Below are 24831 nucleotides of genomic sequence, written 5' to 3'. Positions count from 1 at the left end.
GCACCCCCCCAGCCCCGCCGGCGATTGAGGCGCCGGGCGCAGGCCCGGCTGTGGAGCGCCGCCCGCGGGCTACGCGGCGTGGCGGGGCCGCGGGCCCGTACGAGATGCCGGGGCGGCAGCGAGGGGCCCGGCCGGGGTATCCCCGGGGCGTTGGGTTCGGGCACACGGGGCCACCCGAACCGCACCCCCCGCGGGAGCGAAAGGGCGTGGCGGGAACTCCTCGGGCCTCCCGGGAGTCGGATGCTATGCAGACAAAACCGGCGCCCCCGGGGGAAGGCAGGAGCACGTGACGAACCGCACCACAGCCGGAGGCAGCGGCCCGGACGGCGGCAGCCGCACCGCCAGCCGCACCCTCGCCCCGCCGAGACCCGCGGCGGCGCAGACGGCGTTCGTCTTCAACGCCGCCGACGAGGAGCGCCGCCGCGGGGTCCGCCGGATGAAGACCACCGCGACGGGTCTCCTGATCCTGGTCGCGCTGGTCTACGTACTGGCCAAGGTCGCCCAGCACGCATGGGGCGCCGGCGGCTGGGCCGGATACGTCGCGGCCGCCGCCGAGGCCGGCATGGTCGGCGCGCTCGCGGACTGGTTCGCCGTCACCGCCCTCTTCCGGCGGCCGCTCGGCCTGCCCATCCCGCACACCGCGATCATCCCGACCAAGAAGGACCAGCTGGGCGTCTCCCTGGGGGAGTTCGTCGGGGAGAACTTCCTCTCCTCCGACGTGGTCAAGGCCCGCCTCCACGCCCTCGGCATCGGCGGCCGCCTCGGTGCCTGGCTGGCCGAGCCCGCGCACGCGGACCGCGTCACGGCGGAGCTCGCCACGGCCCTGCGCGGAGCGCTGACCGTACTGCGCGATTCCGACGTGCAGGCCATCGTCGGCGAGGCCATCACCCGCCGTGCCGAGACCGCCGAGATCGCGCCGGGCATCGGGAAGACCCTCGAGAAGGTCGTCGCGGAGGGCGGCCACCACCGCGCCGTCGACCTGATCTGCACGAAGGCGCACGACTGGCTCGTCACGCACGGGGACTCGATCACGGACGCCGTCCAGGGCGGGGCCCCGGGCTGGACCCCGCGGTTCGTGGACCGCAAGGTGGGCGAGCGCGTGTACAAGGAGCTGCTGCGCTTCGTGACGGAGATGCGGGACATGCCGCAGCATCCGGCGCGCGGGGCGGTGGACCGCTTCCTGACGGACTTCGCGGCCGATCTCCAGTCGGACACGGAGACCCGCGCCCGCGTCGAGCGGCTGAAGTCCGAACTCCTGGCCCGCGACGAGGTCCAGGACGTGATCAGCTCCGCCTGGACGGCCATCCGTACGATGATCATCTCGGCGGCGGAGGACGAGCGCAGCGAACTGCGCCTGCGGGTCCGCTCCTCTCTGATCTCCCTGGGCGCGCGCCTGGCCACCGACGGCCGCCTCCAGTCGAAGGTGGAGGGCTGGATCGAGGGCGCGGTGGTCTACGTGGTCACCACCTACCGGACCGAGATCACCTCGCTGATCACGGACACCGTGGCGGCCTGGGACGCCGAGCACACCTCCCGCAAGATCGAGGCCCACATCGGCCGCGACCTGCAGTTCATCCGCATCAACGGCACGGTGGTCGGCGCCCTGGCGGGCCTGCTGATCTACACGCTCTCCCGCGCCCTGGGGGCCTAGTCCATCGGGAGCTCCAGCTGGGCGTGCCCGCGGGCCGTGACGGCCGCCGGTGCCCGCCGCTCCGCCCCCAGCGCGAGCAGCGCGCGCAGCGCGGCGATCACCTCTGCCGGCGCGTCCCGGAAGATCGCGGGGGTGGTGCTGGCGACCAGCACGCCGTGCGCCTCCAGCCTCAGCCGCCGCTGGAGGGTGGCGTGCCAGGAGTCGCGCGTGTAGTGGTACTCGGCGGAGTCGATCTCCAGCGCCACACCTTCCTCCGGCCAGTACGCGTCCGGGCTGGCGAGGAAGGTGCCGTCCGGGCCGTAGAGGCGTGCGTTCCAGAGCGGGGCGGGAAGGTCGGTGGTCCCCAGGGTGTCGCGGGCCCGGCCCTCGGCGATGGAGCGCACTCCGGCGACCAGCTCGGCGGCGGCAGCCCGGACGGCGGGGCGGTGCTGGAGGCGGCCGGCGCGCAGTTCGGCGTGCAGATCGTCGGGGTGGCACCAGCCGCCCTGGACGACGTTGGCCAGTACGGAGCGCACCAGATCGGGATCGTCCGCGCGGGCGGCGAAGTCCGCGGCGGCCCGGATCGGGCGGGCGCAGGGCACCCCCGAGACGGTGATGGTCGCGGGCCAGCGGGAGGTGGAGCCGGGCCGGACCCTTCCGACGGCCGTCACCGAGCGCGGGGAGCGGACGACGACGTCCAGCGGATCCGGCGGGGCGTCGCGGATGCCCAGGAGCGCGAGGGCCGCGCCGCCGGTGAGCGCGGCGGTGGCGCCGGAGAGCGGATCTGCCGGGGGATGGGCGGCGTACAGGACGGCTGCCAGCGCGCGCTGCCTGCTGTCCGGCGGGCCGGTCTGCAGCAGGTATACCCGGGGCAGGAGCCGCTGCCAGGGCCCTCCCTGACCGCTGCGGCCGCTGATGGTGCCCGACGGGATCCCGGCCCGTCGGAGCTGCTGGTACGTGGCCATGTTCAGCTGGCGCTGCGCGATACGAGTGATCATGCGCCGGGTATGCCCGGACGGTGGCGCCCGACACTCAGGCCGAGGGGTGGTCCGGGGCGAGGAAGACGACGACGGCGTTCTTCGTGCCGGGCAGCGGGGTGACCTCGTGCCAGCCGAGGCGGCGGTAGGTGGCCACGGTGTCGGTGGCCACGCGCGAGGTGAGCAGCCAGGCACGGGCGTCGGGGGCATCGGCGGTGATCTCGGCGAGCAGCGCCCGCCCGGTGCCGTTGCCGCGCGCATGCGGCCGTACGGCGAGCTCGTCGATCTCCAGGGCCCCGACCAGCAGCTCCTGCACGCGCTGACGCCCGAGCTGCGCGGCCACCTGACCGTATCCGCGGTCCGTGGGGAAGGTCTTGGCGGTCAGCCAGGCGGTGGCGAACCCGTCGATGCCGGCCGCGGACTGCGCGAAGGCGGTACGGAATCCGGGGCGCCGGCTGTCCGCCTGAAGCCGGGAGGAGAACTGGCGAATGGTTTCTGCGTCCTCGTTCCACGGCGGAGCGGAAAACACCTCACCGTAGGCGTCGGCTAGCTCCTCCGACAGATCCAGGACGGCCGATCCATAACAGATCACGTGTGCAGCTCCTTGGGCCGGCTTGGGCGGCTTCGGTCGTATCGCCCGTCTCCAAGAGCGAATCTACGCCGGGGAGGTTCCGTAAGAGGCAAGTCCACAGATCCGGAGGGTGTGCGACAAATCCGACTTCCCGCCGGCTCGCACCCACCCGCATCGCCGCACCCGTCCGAGCCGTTGAACAGGGCGTCACACAACCTGACCGACAAGCGGAGCCGGCGGCATGCCCAACACCCTCTTGAACAAGGCGCTGGTCGGGCTGCTGGGCTGCGCGGTGGCGTTCTTCATCATCCTGGGAGTCCTGGCCGCGCTCCCCTCCGCCATCCGCGACGCCCTCCCGGACGGCGTCCTCGGCGGCGCCGTCATCACCCTGGGCCTTGCGGGCGCCCGCCGTCTCACCAGGCGTTCGCGTTAGCCTCGGGGGAAACGCGAACGGCTGGAGGCCCTCACGATGGCGCAGATCCCCACCTCACTGGTAGCCGCAGGCGGCCTGATCGGCGGCTACGCCACCGCCCGCTGGACCGGGATCCGCCCCCTCGGCGGCGTGGTCCTCGCAGCTGCAGGCACCCTGGCGGCCCGCGAATGGCACCGCCGCACCTCCCCGACCACGACGGCCGCCCTCACCACCGCCTACGTTGCGGCCTTCGCGGGATCCCACCCCCTGGCCAAGAAGATCGGCCCCTGGCCGGCGGTCTTCACGGCGGCGGGCACGATGGCCCTGGCGTCCTACGTGACGGCGGACCGCTAGATCCCTCCGTGGGGCGGTGCGGGGAACATCCGCGCCGTTCGGAGGGGGAGCGGGCCTCCCGAGTGGGCCGGCCGGGCGGTTCACAATGGTGGCGTGGAGAAACTGGCAACGACGGCCACCGTGCGTACGCGAATGAGCCGCCAGAAGAGCCGTGACACCGGTGTGGAGGTGTCCCTGCGCAAGGCGTTGCACGCCGCCGGGGCCCGGTACCGGGTCCACCGGAAACCGGTGAAGGGCGTGCGGCGCGAGGCGGACATCGTCTTCGGGCCCGCGCGTGTGGCGGTGTTCGTCGACGGTTGCTTCTGGCACGGCTGCCCCGTGCACGCCACGTGGCCGAAGAACAACGCCGAGTTCTGGCGCACCAAGATCGAGGGGAATCGGCGCCGGGACCGAGACACGGACGCCCGGTTTGCCGAAGCGGGATGGTTGGCCGTCCGTGTCTGGGAGCACGAGCGGGCGGACGAGGCGGCGGAGCGTGTGCTGGCCGTGGTCGCGAGTCGTCGCGCGCAGGCTCGCCCGAAGTCCCGAGCGGGAGGGTCCATCTCAAATACTTGACGGCGCTCTCCGTGTCAAATCGTCCCTGTTAGGGTGATCGCGACATACGCCGTGGTGAGTTGGACAGCGGAGGGCGGGGCATGGAGCACCGAGGTGAGGATTTCGGCTCGTGGCTCACGCGGCAGTTGACCCGCACGGGTATGTCGAAGTCCGACCTGGCGGCCCGACTCGGATTGACCCCCGCGGCCATTTCCGCCTGGCAGGGCGGACGAGGGGAACCTCGCGAAGAGATCAAACGATCCATGGTCGAGCTGTTCGGCGCGGGTCCCGATCCGGTCGAGAGTCGAACGAGTGACATACCGACCCATCGGCCGTTGCGGTGGCACCATCGCACCGCCCATGCGGACGGCGGGCGCGAGTACGGCAATGCCGCCGCCTTCGCCTTCGACGCGGACATGGCCGTACTGGCCAGGGAGGCCACCCAGAACGCGCTCGATGAGCGACTCGACGTCAACGCGCCGGTTCGAGTGCACTACACCCTCCACGAGTTGACGGGCGAGCGCCTGTCTTCGTTCCTGGCCGCACTCCAATGGGACGAGCTCCGCCCGCACTACGATCGGGCCGCCTCGGCGAAGCAGAAGGTGTCGAGGAGTTTGCGCGCTGCGTTGGACGACCTGGAGTCGAAGGAATCGCTGCTGCTCCTGCGGGTGGACGACTACAACGCCAACGGGCTCACCGGACCGGAGTACCAGGACGGTCGCTTCGCCGCGGTCGTCAGGCGTCAACTCGACAGTCACAAGGAGTCCGGAGGGCGTGCGGGCGGGTCGTACGGGTTGGGCAAGGCAACGCTCTGGGCCGCCAGCCGCTTCGGCCTCGTACTCATCAACTCCACGCTCTCCGAGCCGCACGAGGGACGGACGGAACGACGCGTCATCGGTCGTCTGGACCTGCCCTGGCGTCAGGTCGACGGCGAGTCCTTCGCAGGCCCCGCCTGGTTCGGCGAGCCGGATACGGATCCGGCGCACAAGGACGTTTCGCGGTCGTGGTGGGCCGACGAGCAGGCGGTTCGGAGCCTTCACCTCGATCGGCAGACCGGCGAGCCCGGTACGTCGTTCCTCGTTGTCGGCGCCCACGATGCCTCGGGCGACGCAGAGGACTTGCGTGACCTCCACGACAAGGTGGTGAGATCGCTGGCCGACGGCTTCTGGGCGGCGATGATCGGGGGCGCCGCGGCCGGTCCCCTGTTGGAGGCTCGGGTGTCCACGCTTCGTGACGGGGTGGTGGTCGTGCCCGAGGAGCGGGTCGATCCGTACGCGCGCCACCCTGCGTTGAGCCGTGCCCTCCAGGCCCACCTCGACGGCCACACGGTCGACGGCCTGACGTCGCAGGACCAGGTGGCGCGTGCCGAGGTACCTCTGATCGTGACGCCCCTGAAGGGCAAGGGGCGAGCGCGGGACAAGGGGCGTGAGCACCTGGCCGTCCTCCTGCTCACCCCGGCGGCCGACGCGGACGAGCGACACAGCCGGGTGGTGTGCATGCGCGGCAACCGCATGACCATCTCGGAGCACCGGCCGCGCGAACTGCCCCTGGGGACGATGCCGTTCCAGGCCGTGCTGCTGGCCGGCTACGCGACGGAGCGCGATGGTGAGGACGTCGCCCTGGCGGAGCGGTTCCTGCGTGCCTCGGAGCCGCCTGAGCACGATCGTTGGGACCGGACGGAGGAACTCACCTCTCTCTACGAGCGCGGTGCCGTCAGCCGTCTCAAGGAGTTCCGCAGCGATGTCGACAAGGCCGTGCGGGCTCTGGTGGGCAGGCGGGAGGCGAAGCGGGCGGGTGGTCCCGCGGCGCTGCGGGAACTGCTCGCCTGGGACGCGCCCACGGGTTCGGCGCGCAGGACGCAGGGTTTCCCCACCGTCCGTGGAGTGACGGCACACGTGGGCGAATCCGGCGGCTGGTCCGTGACCGTGGAGGTCAGGCTCCCCCCTGCCGAGGACCCGTGGCGGCTGACGCCCGTGGCGAAGTTCGACGTGCGTTCGGGAGGCCGTCCGGTGGTCGAGTGGGCGGCCCTCGCGGCCGAGGAGGACTGCCGCGTGGAGAGCGGCGACCTCGTGGTCGAGCCCGGGGTGCGCAGGGCGGTATTCCGCGGGGTCACGGATCCTGCCACCCATCCGGTGCGCAGCCGGTACGCCCGACTCGTCGTGGAGGTCCAGAAGGCTCGTGGAGGTTCGGCGTGACCGCGGTGTTTCCCTATCCCACCCTCTTCGGGGACGTGGAATCCAGGGTCGTGTCCGTCTCGGTGGACAACCGGGAGCTCCCGTACGCGATGATCTCCACCGTGGATCGGGCGGTCGCCCTGCACCAGGCGGGGCGGGGCGTGTGGGATCGGGCGCGGCTTCGTCTCTCGGTGTCCTTCCCGGAGGCAGAGCTCCGATCGGGCCCGTGGTCCGACGTGGTGTTCCTCGCCGTCCTCGCGGAGAAGGCGACCAACGCCCGCACGACGGCCGTGCTGAGGCCGGCGGCGGACGGGACGATGCAGGGAACCATCGAGCTGGACAGCGTGTCGTACCTGCGGCGGGCCACGCTGAGCGTGTTGGTGGTCGCGACGGTGGAAGGCGTGGCGGGCAGGCTGGTGGGGTCCGCAGCCCAGGACTGGTACGTCGACCTGAAGGCCTCGACGCCCGCCAGACAACGGGAGATCGAGATCGTCGAGGTGGATTTCAAGGAGGGCGAGCAGGAGTGGCTCCGGCCCTACAAGGAGTCCGCCTGGATCGTCGAGACCACGGGTGACGTTCCGACCGTTTACCTCAACACCGGAGCCGTCGAGGGCTTGGTGGAGACGCTCGGTGGGTCCGGGGGTAGCCCGGTGGAGCGGATGATGCGTGATCTCGTCGCCACCCAGATCGCCCAGAGCGCCTGGACGGCGATGTTCCACACGGCCATCAGTGATCTGGACACGGACGAGGACGGAACTCCGATACTGCCGAAGGGATGGCGGGAGTCGGTGCTGCGCTCCATGCTCCCGGACGTGCTTCCGGGCCGCCAACCGACCGATGCCCTCTACGAGATCGTCGAACGACAGGCCAAGGGCTACGGGTGGGCGGAGATTCAGACCGGCGTGCAGTTCGCAGCCGGGAGACGAAGCCGTGCGACCAGGAACCTGACCAACGCGGTGCGTGCCGTGCAGAACCCCGAAGGGACCGGTGGTGCGCGGTGAACCGCATCGATGGCAGTGAACTTCCTCCGTTTTTGGGCTTGTTGACGGATGCCTCGGTGGCCAAGTACCTCGGTCGAGCCGTGCAGACCGGTCAGGAGCGACCGCCTCAGGTCGCGCTCCGCAGGGAGGCCGAGACGCTGGACGGGGCGCACCGGTGGCGGACGGAACCGGTGCGTGTGCTGGTGGACGAGGCGATGAGGCGTTTCGAAGACCACCGCACGGCTGCCGACGGCTGGTTCGCACCCCGGCTGCACGCGACCCTGCGGATGACGCGGGCCGAGGCGGCCGACGGCCGGCTGTGGAGCTTCATCGCCATGGTGGTCGCTCCCGACTACGTCGCCTGGCGGCATAGGGGATCCGACACGGACGGCGGGCCGGGTGCGGCGACGGCCGCACGCTTCTGCGGACCGCACTACACGCAGGCCTTCTCCCGCCTCTGGTGGGTCGCGGAGCTGTTCCGTGACGGACCCGACTACCGTCCGATCGAGACTGCCTGCCGGGTACAGGACGTGCTGCAGACCACGATGCGCCTGGACGTCATCGATCACCGCCCGACCGCGCAGGCGATCCTCAAGGTGCTCGAACGGCGTCTCGACGCAGGTGTGTCCCGACCCGGGGACCACGTCAACGCGCTGTCCGCGGCGGTGAACGCCGCCGGCAGCACCCTGGTGTACGACGTGCTGGCACCTGACCGACCGGCCGATACCGATGCGCTCCAGGACTGGATCGAGGAGGCGGAGGATGCGGCGGCGGCGTCTTGGGATCGGCTGCCGGAAGGCCCTCAGGACGGCGGGGTGAGTCGCGCCTCGGTCGATGCCCTGGTCCCGATCTTCGAGCAGTTGCTGGTCGAGGCGCCGCTCAGGGACCGCTCGGTGGGCAGGAAGAACGTGCCCGCGCCCCGGGCGCCGGTCGGGGTGAACCTGGCCAAGCCGTCGGACCGCCTGTGAAGGGGCGGCCGGACGGTGCGGGTCAGCTGTGGCGGGCCAGGAAGGTGTGGATGGCCTTGGCCAGCGTCGCGCCGAGGCCTACGGGCACGGCGTTGCCGATCTGACGGGCGATCTCGATCTTGGTGCCGTGCCACTTGAAGGTCTCGGGGAATCCCTGGATGAGCGCAGCCTCGTAGTGGGTGATCGGGCGGTGCTCGGTCGGATGCAGGTAGCGTCCCTTTTCGGGTTTGTAGAACTCCGTCCGGATCGTTACCGAGGGAGCGTTCTTCCGCATGCGGCCCATGACGTCGCCGGATCCGGAATTGTGGTTGTCCCAGCTCTCGGTGGAGAGATAGAACTCCTGCCCCTTCAAGCGGCTGTAGCCCTTTTCGGTGGAAAGGCGAATGCGTCCGGTCTTGTCGAGGCGGTAGCTGACCCCGCGCAGGTTCTTCCGGTTCCCGTTCTCGGGAATCGCCATGTACCGAGCGCGGGAGAGGTCCTCCGGGTTTCGGCCGAAATGCAGATCCGTCGTGAGGTAGTGCCCGGGGACGGCGTCGGCGGCAGCCGCCTCGTCGCGCGGATCGGGCATGCGTGCCAGGAGCGGGCGCTTCGCAGAGACATCGAAGACCTTCGACACCGGAACCCAGCGCGGCAGGGGCTGACCCCCGGGAAACGAGTCGAAGAGGGCGTCCTGCGCCGCGTCTGCCTCGTATCCGTTCTTGGCGTGCGTCGGTCCGGGATGCCGCAGCGGCTCGTCGAAGTCCTTGTGGGTGCAGATGACGATGACACGACGCCGCGCCTGCGGGACGCCGTAGTCGGCCGCGTTCATCAGGGCGGGCACGACCGTGTAGTCGTGGAGCGGGTGCCCCTTGGTCGCGGAGGCCGAGAGTAGCTCGTCGTATTGCGGGGACTTGAGGAAGCGGTCGACGTTCTCGATGACGAACACCTTGGGGTGGACCTTGGCCACCACCCGCACGTACTCCTGCCAGAGTTCGTTGCGGGGGTCCGTCGGGTCTTCCTTGCCGAGTCCGGAGAAGCCCTGGCACGGCGGACCGCCCATGATCACGTCGACCTGCCCCTTGAAGGGAGTGGGATCGAAGCTCGCGATGTCACCGGCGAAGACGTGTGCGCCGCCGAAATTGGCCGCGTAGGTGGCCGCAGCGGCCCGGTCGAACTCGACGGCGGCGACGGAGGTGAACGGGCTCGTCGCCCCGAAGGGGGTGTACCGGCTGAATCCCGACGAAAAGCCCCCAGCCCCGGCGAACAGGTCCATGACGCGGATCTGCCCAGGTTGAGACGGCTGGGGCTGCTTTCTGGTCATGAGGGTCAAGTGTAGTCACCGAGCCGAAAGTCCATTGCGCCCTTCCTCCGACCCCTCAGGCCCGCAACGCGGCGGCGATGGCCGCGCCCAGTGCGCGTCCGACCGGTGGCGGCGAGGCATGACCCACCTGCCGGTACATCGCGGTCTTGCGTCCCTCGATCCGCCACTCGGGAGGGAAGCCCTGGAGCAGTGCGGCCTGGGCCACGGTCAGCGGCATCATGCCCGGCCTGCCAAGGGCCGGATCCCAATGGAAGCGGGCGTCCGGTACGGCGTCCGCCACCGTTCCTCCGTCGACCCCCATGCGTGCCCAGGCGCGCTTGGAACCCGTCGGCCCCAGGTCCGCACCACCGCGTTCCCAGGAACCACCGACCAGGGTGGGGGCCGGCTGGTCGGCCTGTGCCGCCCACCTGCCCGCCTCGGGCCAGCCGCTTGAGGACATCGACTCCAGCAGCGCCTCACCGACCGTCCTGTGCGGTTTTGTCGTCGGAGTCGGCTTGACGAACGCATCGAGCGCGTCACCCTTGAAGGCCACCAGGATTCCCTGGCGCCGCGTCTGCGGAACACCGAAATCCGCGGCGTTCACGATGAACCACGTGTGTCGATATCCCAGGTGGGAGAGTTCTTCCGCGACGTACGAGCGAATCGCCTCGTAGTCCGGCTTCGTCACCAGGTCGGGCACGTTCTCCACGAGCAGTGCCCGGGGCTGCACGCCGTGGAGCAGCAGCATCGTGGCTCGGAGCAGTTCGAGCTCGACCTCGCTGTCACGGCGAGCCACGGTGGCCGTCGCCTTCACCCGCGGCAGGCCCGCGGACAACAGGTCCACGTCGTAGGTCTCGGTGTGCTCGCAGGGGTCGAAGTCGAGCAGGTTCGTTTCGAGGACGCTCCACGACGGACGGTTGGCGCGCAGGGTACGGCACGCGACATCGCGGTTGTCGAGCACGAGGACGGGGTCGAAGCCGGATTGCTCCAGACCCAGTGCCAGTCCACCGGCGCCCGAGCAGATGTCCAACGAACGAAGCCGTCCCGTCATGCCCGCGCTCATTTTGCCCCCGGAACCCCAGTGTGGCGGCGGTGCGACGGGCTGCCCGTCGCACCGCCCCGTACCTGGAGATCAACTCTTGTCGATCTCCGTGACGTCGATGATCGCACTGGGCTTGGAGGAGATGGTCGTGAACTGGACGACCTGCCCGTTCGTACTGTGGGCCGAGGCCGGTGCCACGAAGGTGAACGCCATCACGATCTTGTCCGGATCGATGCGTCGATCCGATTCGATGGAGCCTTGGTGAGCCGTCTCGATGACCGGGTACAGGACGATCGCGCCACGTCGGTCGGCCACGAGACCCTCCGTGGCGCCGTCCCCCGAGTGTCCCAGGGCGCCCGCGATCCGGTGGGCCACCCCACGGTGCTTCTTGTCGCTGAGCGCTCCGAAGAGAGGCCCCCGATCCGCGCGACGGTCACGGGAGAACCACGAGTACGCCCGACCTGCCGCGCCGAGGGCGACGGTCTTGGCTTCCGCCGCCGAGGCGTGCTGCGGAGCCAGTACGACCCAGTCGTCCACCTTGCCGGCTTCGGTGATCTCCGAAAGGTACCGAAGGTGCGGAGGAAACTGCTCGGGAACCTCCCAGCGCAGTTTGCACAGGGTCTCCAGCACCGTGGCGGCGGAGAAGACTCCGGTCAGGGCGCGGAAGCGGTGGACGAGGCCCTTCTCCGGGAAACGGTATCCGTAGCTGTTCGCATGAGGGTCCAGGGATTCGAGGTACGGAAGCCACAGCTCCGTATTGCGCCGGAGATCCGCGCCCTTCTGCGGATAGGCGGTGGGCTCCTCCCAGCGTCCGGCGGACCGTACGAGTTCCAGCCTGGCGTTGTACATCTTGTTCGGGCTGGTGGGCTTCAGCCACGGCAGATGCTGCGAAACCAGCGGAGGGATCTGAGCGGGAGTGATCTGCGGCCGGCCGTCCACCATCACGGAATACCGCTGCAGCTCCGAACGGAACGCCTCCTCGTCGAGGCAGATCGCCTGGAACGCGTCGTACAGATCAACCTCGGCCCGCCCCATGGTCTCCCTGCGGCCGAGGTAGAGACGCACCAGATCTCGGTACCCCTTGCGGAATCCGAACCAGCGACCCATCTGCATGAGCGTCGAGGCGTTCCCGGCCCGGCGACGGAAGAAGGACACGGTCAGCCCCTCGACCGTGAACCCGCGTGCCAGCTTCTGGCCCCCGATGAGGATCTTCCAGATCGGCCGCTTGTCGAAGTCGGCCTCGCCCGTCTCCAGATCCTTGTCGCCGTTCACGACGATGATCGGTTGTCCGTCACCGCCGATCCGCACGCTCGCGGGCCCGACGTAGCGCATCAACTCGTCGTAGGAAGCGGGTACGGCATGCCCGTCGGCACGGACCTCCGAGACCGGGGCCACATCCGTCTCGAACAGCTTCCGCAGCCGCTCGTGCCCGCGGGGGCCGATGTAGCCCGCGTTGTGCCACAGGTTCAGGACCCGATCGTGCAGCTCGCGGTGGACTCCGGTGCGGACCGACTCGTGGATGAGCATCGTGTGGTGCGCGAAGTAGCCGTCACCGAGTCCGCCGACATCCTCCCGGTACAGCTTCATGGCGGCCGTCAGCACGAACATGTCCATGGCCTGCTGCAGGCAGGTGTCGTCCTCCGCGTCGTCGACGATGTCGCGGACGTGTGCCTTCTCGTTGGAGTTGGCGACGGTGCGCTCGTCTTCCTCCACATCGGTGTCGAGATCGTGGAAATCGCGCGCCCCCATGTAGCCCTCGGGGCGGGGCAGGGAGATGAGGAAGTCCTTGGGGAAGATGTCCTCGGTGTCGCTCGGATCCACGAAGACGTTCGCGAAGGGCGTCGCCGTGTAGCCCACGTATTGCGCACGCGGCAGCATGTTCAGCAGCTTCGAGATCTGCTCGTTGATCGCGCTGCGCTGGACGTCCGGCTTCGAGGTGTTGACCGATGCCTCGTCCGACTCGTCGTCGATGATCAGGACGGGGATCTCCGCCAACGGCGTCTTGATCTTTCCCAGGTCCTTGACGAGCTTGGCCAGCACCGTCTTGTTCTTCTTGACTACCATCAGGCGTGCCGACGAACGGTGCAGGTTCTCCCGGTCGTACAGCGGAAGGGCCGGCTCCCGCTTCTCGAACTCCAGGGCCGTGATGCCCTGCAGGAGGCTCTTGTAGTCGTCGTCCCGGGTGGTCATCCGCACGATGTCGAAGGCTCCGAGAGCGGACGGAAGGCTGCCGAACGTCACGAACTTCCCGGCCGCCCAGGCCGGGTCGTCGGCGTAGTCCGATTCCATCTCGTCGGCCCCCCGCAGGATGTTCTCCCTGCCGACGAGTTCCATGTCGAGGCGCCGCTGGGTCTGGGCCCGCAGCATGTTGAGCGTTCCCCCGAGAACGATCACCAGTCGATAGCCCGCGTCCACGGCCTTGGCCATGACTCCCGTGAAGTTCGCGGTCTTCCCGGACTGCACGTAGCCCACGACGAGACCCTTGGACTGGTACACCCCCGAGTCGGTCGGGTCGGCCAGCCGCTCGACCACCTGATCGGTCGCCACGTCCAACGCGGCCACGGCCTCGGCCGGCCACCCCTTGGCCGCGAGCAGGCCGCGGTAGGCAGGCCAGTAGTGCGGTCGGCTGAGCTGGGACTGAGGCGTGTACCAGGGCTTGTGTTCAGGGCTGATCACCACGGAGAGCGCCGCCTTCGACACGGGGATCAGCCCGTCGAGCAGTGCGCGCGTGGTCTCCTCGAGCTTCAGCAGCCCATGGATCGCCGCTCTGCGCTCGTCCGTGCGCGGCGGGGTGTCGGTCCAGGCAGGCCGGTCGGCGTAGTCCCATCGCGTGAGCTGCCTGCGCCAGAGCTCGACCAGCTGATGCGTGGAGCGGGATTCCTTCAGCGCTGCTTGGAAGTCGGCCTCGTCGGCGTACGCCGAGGCTTCCGGGTCCATGTCCTCGGCCTGGTACGCCAGAGCCCGGGCGAGGCTCTTCGGCTTGCTGCCGTCCAGGTCGGCGAGCACGGCACTGTGCAGTTCGAGCCGGGTGGTTTCGGAGCTGGTCAAATTGGGGTCCTCGTCGGTCACGGAAGACGGAAGTCGGTGAGGTCGAGCGGCGCGCCGGGTGCCGAGCTCAAATGGGTCACGTCCATGCGGTAGTCGATCGACGAGACGTGCTCTCGGACGGAGAGGGGGATCATCGACTCGGTCAACCTCGGCAACTGCTCGGCAGGGACGAGCAACGGCTCTGTGCGCAAGGTCCAGCGTTCGTCGTCCGGGTCGCTCTCGCTCCAACCATCGGCCGCGAGGGCGCTCTCCAGGCGCACGGACGCGATGCGGTGCGCGGCGCGTGCGTCACGGATCACGGAGGCCACCGAATCGCCCAGGGAACGGCCGCCCAAGCCACCCCGCGTCAGCTGGAGGGAGGCGAACCACAAGGGTCGCCCGGAGCTCTCCGTGAGCTGGTGTATCCCGTGGACGGTATGCCGACGCGTTTCGGAGGCGGTGGTCTTCACTTCGAGATCGGACTCGGGGAGCCCGAAGTCGTGCTGCTCCGCCTTGGGGCCGGTCCACGCGTCGATCGCCTGCGCCCAGCCGTGGGAGAGGGCCACGGCGCGCAACACGGCGAGTTCGCCGTGCAGGCCGATGCGACGCTCCACCCCGAGGCCGCGCGGCTGCTCGAGCAGTCGGCCCCAGGCTTGCACCGTCTCCTCGAAGGCCTGACCAAGGTCGCGTTCGCCGGTGATGACGCGGTCCGCGACGGCGATGAGCAGATCATGGAAATCACGCATCAACGCCACGTGGGTGGTGTGGATGCGTGCCATGCGGGTGTCGCCGCGCAGCACCTGGTCGATGGTCACCGCCGGCAGCGATGAGCGCGGTGGCTGCTGGTGGCGATCCAGTTCCACCTGCAGCGAGATCTCCTGGCCGCCGTCCCCGATCTCGTACCAGACCGCGCGCTCCGAGGCCGGCGCGGAGAGCCGGTAGCTGGCTGCCTGCCGTTCCCCGAGATAGTGCTCGACGGTCGACCAGGGGAGTTCCGGGTATCCAGCGGGGTCAGTCATCTTCGCCCACGCGTTCCAGTTCGGTGCGTGCGGCGGCCACCAGGATGGACTGCCACAACTGGAGGTTGTCCTTCTCGCGGCTCCCGCTGTACTCCTTCTCGAACACCTGGTGGAGCAGGAGGTACATGAGGGACTTCACGGTCGGGGCGTCGTTGAGGCCGCCGCGCCTCCCGCCGAGCATCGCCGACCGATAGTGCTGGTTCAAGACGATGGTCCGGTTCTCCCTGTCGACGTCGAAGAACAGGCTGTTGTCCAACGCCTGCCAGCGGATCGTGATGGGGTCCTCGCCTGGCAGCAGGGGGAGCTCGTCCTCGATCGCCTCCCGTACGACGGGGTCGAATCCCTTGCCCGGGCCGATGACCGGCTTCCGAGCGGTTCCCGCCCGCTTCCGCGCCTCGCGGTAGACCGACTCGGCGTCCGCGACGTAGTCGACGAAGCGTCGTCCTTCGGTGTCCCGAGCCTCTTCCAAGGCGGAGACGAACTCGGGGGAGACTTCGACACCCTCCTTCTTCACCGTGAGCCGGAATACGTCGCCTCCCTGTGTCGGAAGGTCGATGGCGACACGGGAAAGAGAGAGGTGCTGATCCGGCTGGCGGAAATTGTTCCATCCACCTGCTTGGACGAGACGATTGTGTCGGTAGAAATAGAAGCCCTGGCGTTCCAGGACGGAGCCGACCGCCTTGTAACCGTCCAGGGTGGACTTCGCCGGCCAGACGTGGGCGTCGAGGGATACGGCGACGGTGGAGGCCAGGTCCACGGTGAAGCGCCTCGGATAGTCGGCGTGGCCCGGTACCGGGTATCCGAACGGGTCGAGGGGCTCGACCCCAAAGTTCATGTACTCGGTTCCGGTGTTGACGTCCTCGACCGCGATCGTGATGTTGAAGTCGTCCTTGGCGAGGAACCGGTGCAGGTACAGGCCGAGCTGCAGCCCGAGCCGGTTGATGGTCCGGTGCAGGTAGCGGTCCGTCTGGCCGCCGCCGCCGTTTCGTGGGAAGTTCTTCACCCCGTCCCAGCGGATGACGGTGCCCTGCCAGGTGATCGGTCGCTGGGCGTACCGGTCGATCAGCGTCTGGGCATAGTCGGCGGCCACGATGTCGCACTGGTATCCGTTCACCGCGCGCTCCATGAGCCATCGGCGTCCCACGGCCCTGGTCCTGCGCGTCTTGCTCACCACGGTCACCGCGGACGCGTGGCTCAGCGAGGCGGACTTCAAACCGGTGCCGAACATTCCCAGGGCCTCGGAGGCGTAGTCGCGTCGGCCCCCGACGGTCATGGCGACGTCGAGTTCCTCTTCGGACATCCCCTTTCCGTCGTCGATCACGAGGAGGCTCACCAGGCGATCCTCGTCACGCAGGAAGTGGATCACCACGTCCCGGGCGCCGGCGTCGATGGAATTGTCGATGAGATCGGCGATGGCCACCTCGAACCCGTATCCCTGACTGCTGAGCGCCTCCATGTATCGAGCGTCAGGAGGGAGGTGCTTGCTGCCCGTGGTGGGAACTTCAAACTGCCAGTCGTCGGTCATTGCCTGCCTCGGGGATCATCGAATCGGGTGCGAGCCTAATCGGCACTTGTTCCCTGCGGCAGGTCCGGGTGGCCACGGTCCGGATGGTGGACCGATGAGTCAGGGGGTGATGATCCCGTGGCACTCCGAGTACGGCTTGCCCGAGGTGCACCAGCAGGGGGCGTTGGGGGTGGGGGGCCAGGGGGTGGCCTTGCCTCGGGCTGCGAGGGTGGTGGCGTATTCGGCCAGGAGGGACGGGGAGGCCGGGGAGGTTTTCTCCGAGGCAGCGAAGGCTTCGTAGGAGGGGACGCTCGCCGTGACGATGCCGAGGTTCGTGGTGCCCGAGGCGGCCAGGGTGCGGAGGGAGGATTCGATCTCGCGGAGGTGCGCCTCGTGGGAGGGGTACTCCGCCGAGAGGGTCGGGTACGAGGTGAGGAGTTCCGCCAGTTCGCGGGCCGGCCAGTGGAGGATCGCCACCGGGAAGGGGCGGGAGAGGGCGGCGCGGCGGTCGCCCAGTTCGGCGCGGAGGCGGGCGATTTCGGCGCGGAGTTCGGCCGGGTCGTCGGAGCCCAGGGCCCAGATGCGCTTCGGGTCGTGGAGTTCGTCGAGGGGGATCGGGCCGATGTGGCGGGTGTCCGCGACCATGTCCCAGTCGTCGTGGGGGAGGGCGAGGAGGCGGCGTACCCGGTGGCGGCCCGTCAGGAGGGCGGTGGTCGCCGGGGTGAGGGGGGTGGAGTTCGAGATGAGGAGGGTCGCGGCCTGGGTGAAGCAGTCGTGCGAGGCTTCCAACTCGTCGTGGGCTTCGAGGGCTTCCGCGATGACCTCCCACGGGGCCGGGTCGGCGGGGAGCGCCGCGCGGATGCCGGAGATCAGGGCGCGGGCCTCCGGCTCGTGGCCGTACTCCCAGAGGTTCGCCGCCTGCAGGGCCTTGATCAGGTGGGGGTTGGCGGTGGGAGAGGAGAGGAGTTTGTCGTACAGCGCGCTGGCGCGGTCCCGGGCGTCGCCCAGTTCGAGGTGGGCCGCGGCCTGGAGGAGCAGGGGCTCCTGGTCCTCGGGGTAGCGGGTCGCCGTGCGGATGAGGCGCTCGGCTTCGGCGATGTGCTCGGCAGGCGTGTCAGGGCGCATGCTTCACACCGTACTGCCGCTGGTCAGTTGGCGGGGGAGGACTTAAGGTGCCGCCCGTGCGAGATCGTGGAGATCGTGTACCCGTGGTGGTGCAGGGGGGCGGCCGGCGGGGGCGTCGGGCCGGTCTCGCGGGGGTGCTGTGGGCGGCTGGGGAGATGGCCGTCACCGTGGGCGTGGTGGTGTTGTTGCTGGTGGTGCATCAGGTGTGGTGGACCAACCGGCAGGCCGTTGCCGCCGCGCAGGAGCGGGTTCAGGTCCTGGAGAGTGAGTGGAACGGGCTTGAGGATGACGTGCCTGTTGATGTCGTGAGCACGCCCGGCGCTGCTGATTCTGGCGCCGATCCCGGTACGGTTCCCGTTCCCGTGCCCGGTCCCGCCGAATCGGGTGCGGCGCCCTCGGCGACGCCGCCGCGGGCGGCCGCCAAGCCGCCGGCGCGGGACGAGGCGTACGCCGTGCTGCGCGTTCCGCGTATCGGGCTCGTCGTGCCCGTCGCGCAAGGGGTCGACAAGCGGGCCGTGCTGGACAAGGGGTACGCCGGGCACTACCCGGGGACCGGACAGCCGGGGGCGCAGGGGAACTTCGCGCTGGCGGGGCACCGGAACACGCACGGGGAGCCGTTCCGCTACATCAACCGGTTGAGGGCGGGGGACGAGCTCCTCGTCGACGTGCGGGGGCGGCGGTACGTGTACGTGGTGGAGAAGGTGCTGAGCGAGACGAGCGAGCGGGACGTGGGGGTGCTCGCGCCCGTGCCGAGGAGCGTGGTGAAGCCGGAGTACGGGTACAGCGAGCCCGGCGCGTACATCACGCTCACCACGTGCACGCCCGAGTACAGCTCCAAGTACCGGTTGGTGGTGTGGGGGAAGCTCAAGGAGTAGTGGGAGTGGGAGAGGGAGTGGGAGTTTGGTCGGGGCGGTTGTCGGTGGGCGTGGTTAGTATCGGGTGAGTAGTGCGTCTCGTACGGGAGTTCGCGCGGGAGTGGGGTGAGGAGGTGGGCCGCATGGCGTGGAGTGTGTGTGGTCGGCGCCTGTCCTCCCTGTTTTCCTTCGGGCTGCTTCCGCTGGTGCTGCTCGGGGGAGTACTCGGGCTCTTCGGCGGGGAGAGCGGGCTCGGGGTCGTGGTGGTTGCCCTCGCGGCCACCGTTGCCGTGGGTGCCGAGGCGCTGGCCGCCGCCGCGCGGCTCGTGCGGCCCGTCCCGCCGCACCGAATACGCACCGCGATCCGTGATCGCGAGCAGCGCACGGCGTTCCTGCCGCAGCGTGATCCCGATGCCGCGGGCCGGTCGCGGCCCAGGGCGCCCGGCCGTCTCGTCCTGACGGCCGCGTAGGGGCGCCAACCGCTTCTGCTGAGTGAGATCTGAGAGAGATCTGAGTGAGCTCCCCGTGAGCTCTGTGTCGCCCCTCGTGGGTCGTCGCGCCGAAGTTTCTTCATTCGACGTTCGACGAGACCCCTTGGAGGGCCCACGTGTCCGTTTTTGCTCGTGTTGTTGCTGAGCTGGGTCGGCTTCTCGAGCCGGTGCTGGCCGAGTCCGCGACCGCTGCCGCGATCGTGCTGTTCACCGTGCTCGTGCGGCTCGCCCTGCACCCGCTGAGCCGGGCCGCCTTCCGGGGGGCGACCCCGGCGGCGGGGTGTCTGCCGGTGTTGTTGCAGCTGCCGGTGTTTTTCCTGATGTACCAGGCGTTCTCGTCGAGTGAGGAGTTGCTGGGGCAGAGGTTGTTCGGTGCCTCGCTGGGGGACCGGTGGGGCGACGCGCTGGGGGACGGCGGGCTGCTCGGGGCGCAGGGCGTGGTGTTCCTCGGGCTGTTCGCGGCGATCGGGGTGGTGGCTGCGTGGAGCGCGGTGCGGGGGCGGCGGGCCGCCGCGGCGGCTCCGGTGGTGGCCCCGGTGGTGGCCCCGGGGGCGGGTTCGCGGGCGGGCTCGGGTCGGGGTGCGGGCGCGGGCTCGGCCGCGATGAGTGCCGAGCAGCAGGAGGCGCTGCGGAAGCTGGGCGGCGTACTGCCCCTGCTCTCGTTCGGGACGTTGATCACGGCGGCCGTGGTGCCGCTGGCCGCCGGGCTCTACCTGCTGACCACGACGGCGTGGTCGGTGGCCGAGAGGGCCTGGCTGCAGTCGCGTGGCCAGGCGAGTGGAGGGGTGCGTTCCAGGGTGTGAACAGGGTCTTGCGGATTGGGCGGGTTTCTTGGAGGATCGACCAATCCTCCGATGGCCGCAACCCATCGGCCGGCCCGTGGCATGCCCATGGGCCGACCACCCACGACCACGGGAGAATGCCCATGAAGCTGCTGCGTGTCGGACCCGTCGGGTCGGAGCGCCCTGCGCTGCTCGACCAGGACGGGACCCTGCGTGACCTGTCCGGCCTGATCACGGATGTGGACGGCTCTGTGCTGGCCGATGACGCCGTGCTGTCCCGGGTACGGGACGCCGCCGCATCCGGGGAGCTTCCGGTGCTGGACGCCGAGGGGCTGCGGATCGGTGCGGCCGTCGGCCGCATCGGCAAGGTCGTGGGCATCGGGCTGAACTACTTCGGCCACGCGGCGGAGATCGGCGCGGAGCCGCCGGCCGAGCCGATCCTGTTCCTGAAGGCCGCGGACACCGTCGTCGGCCCCGACGACAACGTGCTCATCCCGCGTGGCAGCGTGAAGACCGACTGGGAGGCCGAGCTCGGCGTCGTCATCGGCAGCACCGCCCGCTACCTGGCCTCCGCCGAGGAGGGCCTCGCGCACGTCGGCGGCTACGTGCTGGTCAACGACGTCTCGGAGCGCGAGTTCCAGATCGAGCGCGGCGGCACGTGGGACAAGGGCAAGAACTGCGAGACCTTCACCCCGCTCGGCCCGTGGCTGCTCACGGCCGACGAGGTGCCGGACCCGCAGGTGCTCGACGTGAAGCTGTGGGTCAACGGCGAGCTCAAGCAGGACGGGAACACCGCCGACCAGATCTTTCCGGTCGGCGAGGTCGTCCGGTACCTGAGCCAGTTCATGACCCTGTACCCGGGCGACGTCATCGTCACCGGTACGCCGGGCGGCGTGGCCATGGGCCAGCCGGAGCCGAAGCCGTACCTGCGGGCCGGTGACGTGGTGGAGCTGGAGATCGAGGGCCTCGGCCGTCAGCGCCAGGAGTTCAAGAGCGCGTAGCGCGTGTGGCGCCTGTGGCGCGCGTAGCGCGTGTCGCGCGGCGTGGCGCGTGTGGCGATCAGACGCGGGGAGGGGTGGGGTGCCGGTTGGCGCCCCGCCCCTTCGTGTCGTGGCCTACAGGTCGACGGTCACGCCGTCCCGGGACGACGTGCGGGCCGCTTCCAGGACGTCGAGGCAGTGCGCGGCCTCGTACGCCGTGACCGGGGCCGGGCCGCCGGTGCGCAGGGCCGCCGCCACGGCCGCGTAGTACGCCGGGTAGTCGCCCGGCGCCGTGCGGACCGGGATGCCGGCGCCGGTCAGGGGGGATTCGCCGGAGCCGATGCGGCCCCAGAGGTGTTCGGGCTCCTCGCCCCACGGGGTGTCCGCCGTCGGGCGCAGGCCGTCGCGCAGGGCCCCTTCCTGGGGGTCGAGGCCGTACTTGACGTAGCCGGCCCGGGAGCCGAGGACGCGGAAGCGCGGTCCCAGCTGGGCGGTGGTCGCGCTGACGTAGAGGTGGGAGCGGACCCCGCTCGCGTGGGTGAGGGCGATGAAGGTGTCGTCGTCGGTCTCGGCGCCCGGGCGGCGCACGTCGGTCTCCGCGTAGACCCGTACGGCCGGGCCGAAGAGCACCAGCGCCTGGTCTACGACGTGGCTGCCGAGGTCGTACAGCAGGCCGCCGATCTCCTCCGGGGCGCCGGACTCGCGCCAGCCGCCCTTGAGCTGCGGGCGCCAGCGCTCGAAGCGGGACTCGAAGCGCTGGATCTCGCCGAGCTCGCCGTCGGCGAGGAGGCGGCGCAGGGTGAGGAAGTCGTTGTCCCAGCGGCGGTTCTGGAAGACGGAGAGGAAGGTTCCGCTGCGGTCCGCGAGGGCGGCGAGTTCGCGGGCCTCGGCGGCGGTGGCGGCGAGCGGTTTGTCCACGACGACGGGGATGCCGGCGGTGAGGGCGGCCGTGGCGAGCGGGACGTGGGTCTTGTTGGGGGAGGCGATCACGATGAGGTCGAGGTGCGGATCCCGGTTCCACAGGTCCTCGGCGGAGGCGGCGATGCGGACGTCGGGGAACTCGGCGCGGGCCTGGGCCTGGCGGGCCGGGTCGGAGGTGACGACCGTGTCGAGGACGAGCCCGTCTGAGGCGGCCACGAGGGGGGCGTGGAAGACGGAACCGGCGAGTCCGTAGCCGATGAGGCCGACGCGGAGGGGTGTGGTGCGCATGGGGCCACTTTGGCAACAGTGTTGCCGAAGTGCAAGGAGGGGGGAGAATGGGCGGGTGAACAGGGGTAGTGGGGTGGCCGGGCGTGACGGGTGGGGTGGGCGTGACGGGTGGGCGGGGCGTGGTGGTGCCGGTGGGCTTGGCGGGGTGAATCTGCCGGGGTTGCGCGGGCACAACGAGGCCCTGCTGCTGGATCTGCTGCGCGGCGCCGGGCCGGAGGGGCTGGACCGCGCCGCGCTCGCCGCGCGTACGGGGCTCACCCCGCAGGCCGTCAGCAAGATCACGGCGCGGCTGGCGGCGGAGGGGCTGGTCGCGGAGGCCGGCCGCGCGGCGTCCACCGGGGGCAAGCCGCGGACCCTGCTCCGGCTGGTGCGGGGGGCGCGGTGCGCGGTCGGGGTGCAGGTCGACCGGGACGAGCTGCGGGCGGTACGGGTGGACCTCGCGGGCGGGGTCCTCGCCGAGAGCCGTGGCCCGCTGGACTTCGGGGCCGGGCCGGATGCGGTGGTGGAGGCGGTCGTACGGGCCTGCGCGCGGGTGCTCGACCCGGTGGGGCCGGCGCTGCTGGGCGTCGGGGTGGCCGCGCCGGGACCGCTGGATGTGGCGGCCGGGGTGATGGGGCCGGTGACGGGGTTCCCGGAGTGGGAGGGGTTCCCGTTGCGGGAGGTGCTGGAGGGGCGGCTGGGGGTGCCGGTGCGGGTGGACAAGGACACCAATGCGGGGGCGGCGGGGGCGGCGGGTGCCGTGGCTGCTGGTGCCGGTGCTGCGGGGGCGTTCGGTGCGGGGGGCTGTGCTGCCTATCTGCATGTGGGGACCGGGCTCGGTGCGGGGTTGTGGCTGGGGGGCGGGGTTTATCGCGGGGGGCGGTCTGCGGCGGGGGAGTTCGGGCACCAGGTGCTCCAGCTGGACGGGCCGGAGTGCCGGTGCGGGAGGCGGGGGTGCGTGGAGGTGCTGTGCCTGGCGGCGGTCGCCCGCGGGGACCTGGCGGGGGCGGCACGGGTGCTGGGGGAGGGGGCGGCCAACCTGGTCGCGCTGCTGGACGTGGACCGGGTGCTGCTGGGCGGGCGGGTGGTCGAGGCGGCCCCGGAGGTGTTCGTGGACGGGGTCCGCGGGGTGCTGGCGGCGCGGGGGCCCGGGTCTGCTCCGGCGGTGGTGGCGCTGGCGCGGGTGGGGGTGGCGGAGGGGGCGGCGGAGCTGGTGATGGGGCCGTTCTTCGGCCGTGCGGGGTGAGGGGGCGGGGGGTGTGTGCCGGGCCCTGGGGTGTGCCCGGGGGTGGGCGTGCCGGGTGCGGCGCCGTTGCCGGGGGTCGGGCCCCGGGCCCCCGCGCCTCAAACGCCGGCGGGGCTGGGTTGGGGTGTGCCCGGGGGTGGGCGTGCCGGGTGCGGCGCCGTTGCCGGGGGCCAGCCCCCGGACCCCCGCGCCTCAAACGCCGGCGGGGCTGGAATTGTGCGGCGGGGCCGGATGGTGCGCGGGCAGGCCCCGGGCCCCGCGCCTCAAACGCCGGCGGGGCTGGTGTTGCGCGGCGGGGCCGGATGGTGCGTGGGCAGGAGGGGCTCCCCCGGCCAGGGCATGGGGGACGCCCCCCGGCCAAGGCGTAGGCGGCCCCGGGCCAAGGCGTAGGCGGGCCCCGGCCAAGGCGCGGGCGGGCCCCGGCCAAGGCGCGGGCGGGGCCCCGGCTTGGTGGAGGGATACCCCCGCGGCAAGTGGGGGCGACCCCGGCCTGGTGGACGTACGCCCCCAGGCGGAGGGGCGCCCCCAGGCAGGTGGAGAGCGCCCCCCGGCAGGTGGAGGGCGACCCCAGCCAGGTAGAGGGCGACCCCGGCCAGGTGGAGGGCGACCCCGGCCTGGTGGACGTCGCCCCCTCCAGGCGGAGGGGCCCCCTGCAGGTGGAGGGCGACCCCGGCCAGGTGGAGGGCGACCCCGGCCAGGTGGGCGGAGGGGCCCCGGCAGGAGCCGGTGGCGGGTCCGTGTGGGAACGCGGTTGAACTCGTCGGCCATTTGGGGGTAAACCGGGGTGACCCGGGCGCGGCGTGCGGCAGGGGGTTGGGTGGGCGTGGCAGGGTGCGGGCAGGGCCGGGGTGATTGTCACCTGGTCTGATCATCAGCGTCATCGTCCCGTCCGGCGAGCAGCGAAGGTCCTCCATGCGACTGCGCACAGCCCTGGCCCTCACCGCAGTGGTCTCCGCCGCGCTCCTCGCCACCACCGCGCCCACCGCGACCGCGGACATCGGCACCGGAGGCGGGGCCCGCCCCGCGCCCGCGCTGCCCTCGCGTGCGCTCGCCACCTGCGGGGACGGGAAGAGCGCCGCCTTCCCCATCGGGGCGCGGATCCGCGGCGGTCCGGCCGTGTACCGGACCGGCGGCGGCGCGCAGAGCTGGTTCCTGGACCTGACGAACACCACCGGCTCCGAGTGCACGGCCATCCACCCCGTGGTCGTCTTCACCGACAAGGCCCGTGCCCTGCGCCCCGCGCACCTGCGCATGGACTTCGACGCCCCCGGGGGCACTTTCCCGGTCAGCCTGGAGCGGACCGACCGCGACGAGATCGTGGCGGTGTTCGACGGCGGTGACGCGTTCTCCGGGTTCAGCGTCGGGCCCGGCGGGTCGCTCACCGTCAAGGTCTCCCTCGCCTTCGCCCCCGACGCCCCCACCGGGGAGGTCGTCGCCGATGCCGCCCTCGTGCAGCGCAAGGGCGACGACGGCGACTGGATCGGGGAGGCGGGCGGCTACCGGTTCACCGTCGAGGGCCCCGACGGCGACCTCGGGGAAGCGGGCTCCCTCGCCCACACCGGCCACCGTGACGGGGTGTACGGCGCGGCCGCCGTAGCCGCCCTCCTCGTCGGCGGCGGGCTCGTGATCGGGGCCCGCCGGCTGCGCGCTCCCGCGCGCTGAACCCCCGTACGGCGGCAGGGACATCCGGCCCG

Annotated in this window: 23 protein-coding genes; 14 read left to right on the top strand and 9 right to left on the bottom strand. The window is 70.9% G+C overall.

Annotated elements, in window-relative coordinates:
• The first annotated feature begins 286 nt into the window (after window positions 1-286).
• The gene (locus AB0O21_RS16575) at window positions 287-1651 is read left to right on the top strand and encodes a DUF445 domain-containing protein (protein WP_365171649.1); all 1365 of its coding nucleotides are present in this window, start codon (window positions 287-289) and stop codon (window positions 1649-1651) included.
• Here the strand turns inward: AB0O21_RS16575 and AB0O21_RS16570 are convergent.
• Complete coding sequence (locus AB0O21_RS16570; protein ID WP_365171647.1) at window positions 1648-2628, bottom strand: hypothetical protein; 981 nt, start codon at window positions 2626-2628, stop codon at window positions 1648-1650. The two genes, AB0O21_RS16575 and AB0O21_RS16570, sit on opposite strands and share 4 nt — an antisense overlap.
• A gap of 34 nt (window positions 2629-2662) precedes the next feature.
• A complete protein-coding gene (locus AB0O21_RS16565; protein WP_365171645.1) occupies window positions 2663-3199 on the bottom strand; it encodes a GNAT family N-acetyltransferase in 537 nt (178 codons plus the stop codon).
• Window positions 3200-3419: 220 nt separating this feature from the next.
• Here AB0O21_RS16565 and AB0O21_RS16560 point away from each other — a divergent pair, with 220 nt between their 5' ends.
• The 6 genes from AB0O21_RS16560 (at window position 3420) to AB0O21_RS16535 (ending at window position 8600) form a co-directional block, all read left to right on the top strand.
• Window positions 3420-3611, top strand: a complete 192-nt coding sequence (locus AB0O21_RS16560; RefSeq protein ID WP_365171643.1) for a hypothetical protein — start codon at window positions 3420-3422, stop codon at window positions 3609-3611.
• A 36-nt stretch (window positions 3612-3647) separates the two neighbouring features.
• A complete protein-coding gene (locus tag AB0O21_RS16555) occupies window positions 3648-3944 on the top strand; it encodes a hypothetical protein (protein WP_365171641.1) in 297 nt (98 codons plus the stop codon).
• 93 nt (window positions 3945-4037) lie between these two features.
• Window positions 4038-4499 carry a very short patch repair endonuclease gene (locus AB0O21_RS16550; RefSeq protein ID WP_365171639.1) on the top strand — a complete coding sequence of 154 codons (462 nt, stop codon included), beginning with the start codon at window positions 4038-4040 and terminating at the stop codon, window positions 4497-4499.
• 314 nt (window positions 4500-4813) lie between these two features.
• Window positions 4814-6673: a transcriptional regulator gene (locus AB0O21_RS16545; RefSeq protein WP_365171637.1), complete on the top strand. Its 1860-nt coding sequence runs from the start codon at window positions 4814-4816 to the stop codon at window positions 6671-6673.
• Window positions 6670-7653, top strand: coding sequence for a hypothetical protein (locus AB0O21_RS16540; protein WP_365171635.1), 984 nt, complete (start codon window positions 6670-6672; stop codon window positions 7651-7653). The genes AB0O21_RS16545 and AB0O21_RS16540 overlap by 4 nt, the downstream gene beginning before the upstream one ends.
• The gene (locus AB0O21_RS16535) at window positions 7650-8600 is read left to right on the top strand and encodes a DUF6339 family protein (protein ID WP_365171633.1); all 951 of its coding nucleotides are present in this window, start codon (window positions 7650-7652) and stop codon (window positions 8598-8600) included. The genes AB0O21_RS16540 and AB0O21_RS16535 overlap by 4 nt, the downstream gene beginning before the upstream one ends.
• Before the next feature lie 22 nt (window positions 8601-8622).
• Here AB0O21_RS16535 and AB0O21_RS16530 read toward each other — a convergent pair whose 3' ends face one another.
• From AB0O21_RS16530 to AB0O21_RS16505, 6 genes are all read right to left on the bottom strand, one after another.
• Window positions 8623-9900 (bottom strand): DNA cytosine methyltransferase, encoded by a 1278-nt coding sequence (locus tag AB0O21_RS16530; protein WP_365171631.1) that lies wholly within the window; start codon window positions 9898-9900, stop codon window positions 8623-8625.
• A 55-nt stretch (window positions 9901-9955) separates the two neighbouring features.
• Entirely contained in the window at window positions 9956-10942 is a 987-nt protein-coding gene (locus AB0O21_RS16525; RefSeq protein ID WP_365171629.1) for a DNA cytosine methyltransferase, read from the bottom strand.
• A gap of 69 nt (window positions 10943-11011) precedes the next feature.
• Window positions 11012-13969: a Z1 domain-containing protein gene (locus AB0O21_RS16520; protein WP_365171627.1), complete on the bottom strand. Its 2958-nt coding sequence runs from the start codon at window positions 13967-13969 to the stop codon at window positions 11012-11014.
• Between the two features lie 17 nt (window positions 13970-13986).
• A complete protein-coding gene (locus AB0O21_RS16515; protein ID WP_365171625.1) occupies window positions 13987-14967 on the bottom strand; it encodes a PD-(D/E)XK motif protein in 981 nt (326 codons plus the stop codon).
• A complete protein-coding gene (locus tag AB0O21_RS16510) occupies window positions 14960-16492 on the bottom strand; it encodes an ATP-binding protein (RefSeq protein ID WP_365171623.1) in 1533 nt (510 codons plus the stop codon). Before AB0O21_RS16510 ends, AB0O21_RS16515 begins: the two co-directional genes overlap by 8 nt.
• 99 nt (window positions 16493-16591) lie before the next feature.
• Window positions 16592-17596, bottom strand: a complete 1005-nt coding sequence (locus tag AB0O21_RS16505) for an SEC-C domain-containing protein (protein ID WP_365171621.1) — start codon at window positions 17594-17596, stop codon at window positions 16592-16594.
• Between the two features lie 83 nt (window positions 17597-17679).
• Here AB0O21_RS16505 and AB0O21_RS16500 point away from each other — a divergent pair, with 83 nt between their 5' ends.
• The 4 genes from AB0O21_RS16500 to AB0O21_RS16485 all read left to right on the top strand — a co-directional run bounded on the left by AB0O21_RS16500 (window position 17680) and on the right by AB0O21_RS16485 (window position 20724).
• Window positions 17680-18471 (top strand): class E sortase, encoded by a 792-nt coding sequence (locus tag AB0O21_RS16500; RefSeq protein ID WP_365171619.1) that lies wholly within the window; start codon window positions 17680-17682, stop codon window positions 18469-18471.
• A 122-nt stretch (window positions 18472-18593) separates the two neighbouring features.
• A complete protein-coding gene (locus tag AB0O21_RS16495; RefSeq protein ID WP_365171617.1) occupies window positions 18594-18920 on the top strand; it encodes a DUF6412 domain-containing protein in 327 nt (108 codons plus the stop codon).
• A gap of 137 nt (window positions 18921-19057) precedes the next feature.
• The gene (locus AB0O21_RS16490) at window positions 19058-19744 is read left to right on the top strand and encodes a YidC/Oxa1 family membrane protein insertase (RefSeq protein ID WP_365171615.1); all 687 of its coding nucleotides are present in this window, start codon (window positions 19058-19060) and stop codon (window positions 19742-19744) included.
• A 122-nt stretch (window positions 19745-19866) separates the two neighbouring features.
• The gene (locus tag AB0O21_RS16485) at window positions 19867-20724 is read left to right on the top strand and encodes a fumarylacetoacetate hydrolase family protein (protein WP_365171613.1); all 858 of its coding nucleotides are present in this window, start codon (window positions 19867-19869) and stop codon (window positions 20722-20724) included.
• A gap of 114 nt (window positions 20725-20838) precedes the next feature.
• Here the strand turns inward: AB0O21_RS16485 and AB0O21_RS16480 are convergent, their stop codons facing one another.
• Window positions 20839-21912 (bottom strand): Gfo/Idh/MocA family oxidoreductase, encoded by a 1074-nt coding sequence (locus AB0O21_RS16480; RefSeq protein ID WP_365171611.1) that lies wholly within the window; start codon window positions 21910-21912, stop codon window positions 20839-20841.
• Here AB0O21_RS16480 and AB0O21_RS16475 point away from each other — a divergent pair.
• The 3 genes from AB0O21_RS16475 (at window position 21911) to AB0O21_RS16465 (ending at window position 24799) form a co-directional block, all read left to right on the top strand.
• Window positions 21911-23137, top strand: a complete 1227-nt coding sequence (locus tag AB0O21_RS16475; protein WP_365171609.1) for an ROK family transcriptional regulator — start codon at window positions 21911-21913, stop codon at window positions 23135-23137. The two genes, AB0O21_RS16480 and AB0O21_RS16475, sit on opposite strands and share 2 nt — an antisense overlap.
• A gap of 533 nt (window positions 23138-23670) precedes the next feature.
• Window positions 23671-23892: a hypothetical protein gene (locus AB0O21_RS16470; RefSeq protein ID WP_365171607.1), complete on the top strand. Its 222-nt coding sequence runs from the start codon at window positions 23671-23673 to the stop codon at window positions 23890-23892.
• A gap of 157 nt (window positions 23893-24049) precedes the next feature.
• The gene (locus AB0O21_RS16465; protein ID WP_365171605.1) at window positions 24050-24799 is read left to right on the top strand and encodes a hypothetical protein; all 750 of its coding nucleotides are present in this window, start codon (window positions 24050-24052) and stop codon (window positions 24797-24799) included.
• Window positions 24800-24831: the final 32 nt, after the last annotated feature.

The sequence above is a fragment of the Streptomyces sp. NPDC091371 genome (genome assembly GCF_040684275.1).
Lineage (GTDB): Bacteria > Actinomycetota > Actinomycetes > Streptomycetales > Streptomycetaceae > Streptomyces.
Note: the sequence above shows the minus strand (reverse complement) of the source record. Positions and strands in the feature narration are given on the sequence as shown.

Bases quoted from the DNA above. Each gene is read 5' to 3' on its own strand.
- AB0O21_RS16560 (WP_365171643.1), top strand. From the start codon at position 3,420: ATGCCCAACACCCTCTTGAACAAGGCGCTGGTCGGGCTGCTGGGCTGC.
- AB0O21_RS16530 (WP_365171631.1), bottom strand. From the start codon at position 9,900: ATGACCAGAAAGCAGCCCCAGCCGTCTCAACCTGGGCAGATCCGCGTC.
- AB0O21_RS16475 (WP_365171609.1), top strand. From the start codon at position 21,911: ATGGGGCCACTTTGGCAACAGTGTTGCCGAAGTGCAAGGAGGGGGGAG.
- AB0O21_RS16515 (WP_365171625.1), bottom strand. From the start codon at position 14,967: ATGACTGACCCCGCTGGATACCCGGAACTCCCCTGGTCGACCGTCGAG.
- AB0O21_RS16510 (WP_365171623.1), bottom strand. From the start codon at position 16,492: ATGACCGACGACTGGCAGTTTGAAGTTCCCACCACGGGCAGCAAGCAC.
- AB0O21_RS16480 (WP_365171611.1), bottom strand. From the start codon at position 21,912: ATGCGCACCACACCCCTCCGCGTCGGCCTCATCGGCTACGGACTCGCC.
- AB0O21_RS16570 (WP_365171647.1), bottom strand. From the start codon at position 2,628: ATGATCACTCGTATCGCGCAGCGCCAGCTGAACATGGCCACGTACCAG.
- AB0O21_RS16555 (WP_365171641.1), top strand. From the start codon at position 3,648: ATGGCGCAGATCCCCACCTCACTGGTAGCCGCAGGCGGCCTGATCGGC.
- AB0O21_RS16495 (WP_365171617.1), top strand. From the start codon at position 18,594: ATGGCGTGGAGTGTGTGTGGTCGGCGCCTGTCCTCCCTGTTTTCCTTC.
- AB0O21_RS16465 (WP_365171605.1), top strand. From the start codon at position 24,050: ATGCGACTGCGCACAGCCCTGGCCCTCACCGCAGTGGTCTCCGCCGCG.
- AB0O21_RS16525 (WP_365171629.1), bottom strand. From the start codon at position 10,942: ATGAGCGCGGGCATGACGGGACGGCTTCGTTCGTTGGACATCTGCTCG.
- AB0O21_RS16505 (WP_365171621.1), bottom strand. From the start codon at position 17,596: ATGCGCCCTGACACGCCTGCCGAGCACATCGCCGAAGCCGAGCGCCTC.
- AB0O21_RS16485 (WP_365171613.1), top strand. From the start codon at position 19,867: ATGAAGCTGCTGCGTGTCGGACCCGTCGGGTCGGAGCGCCCTGCGCTG.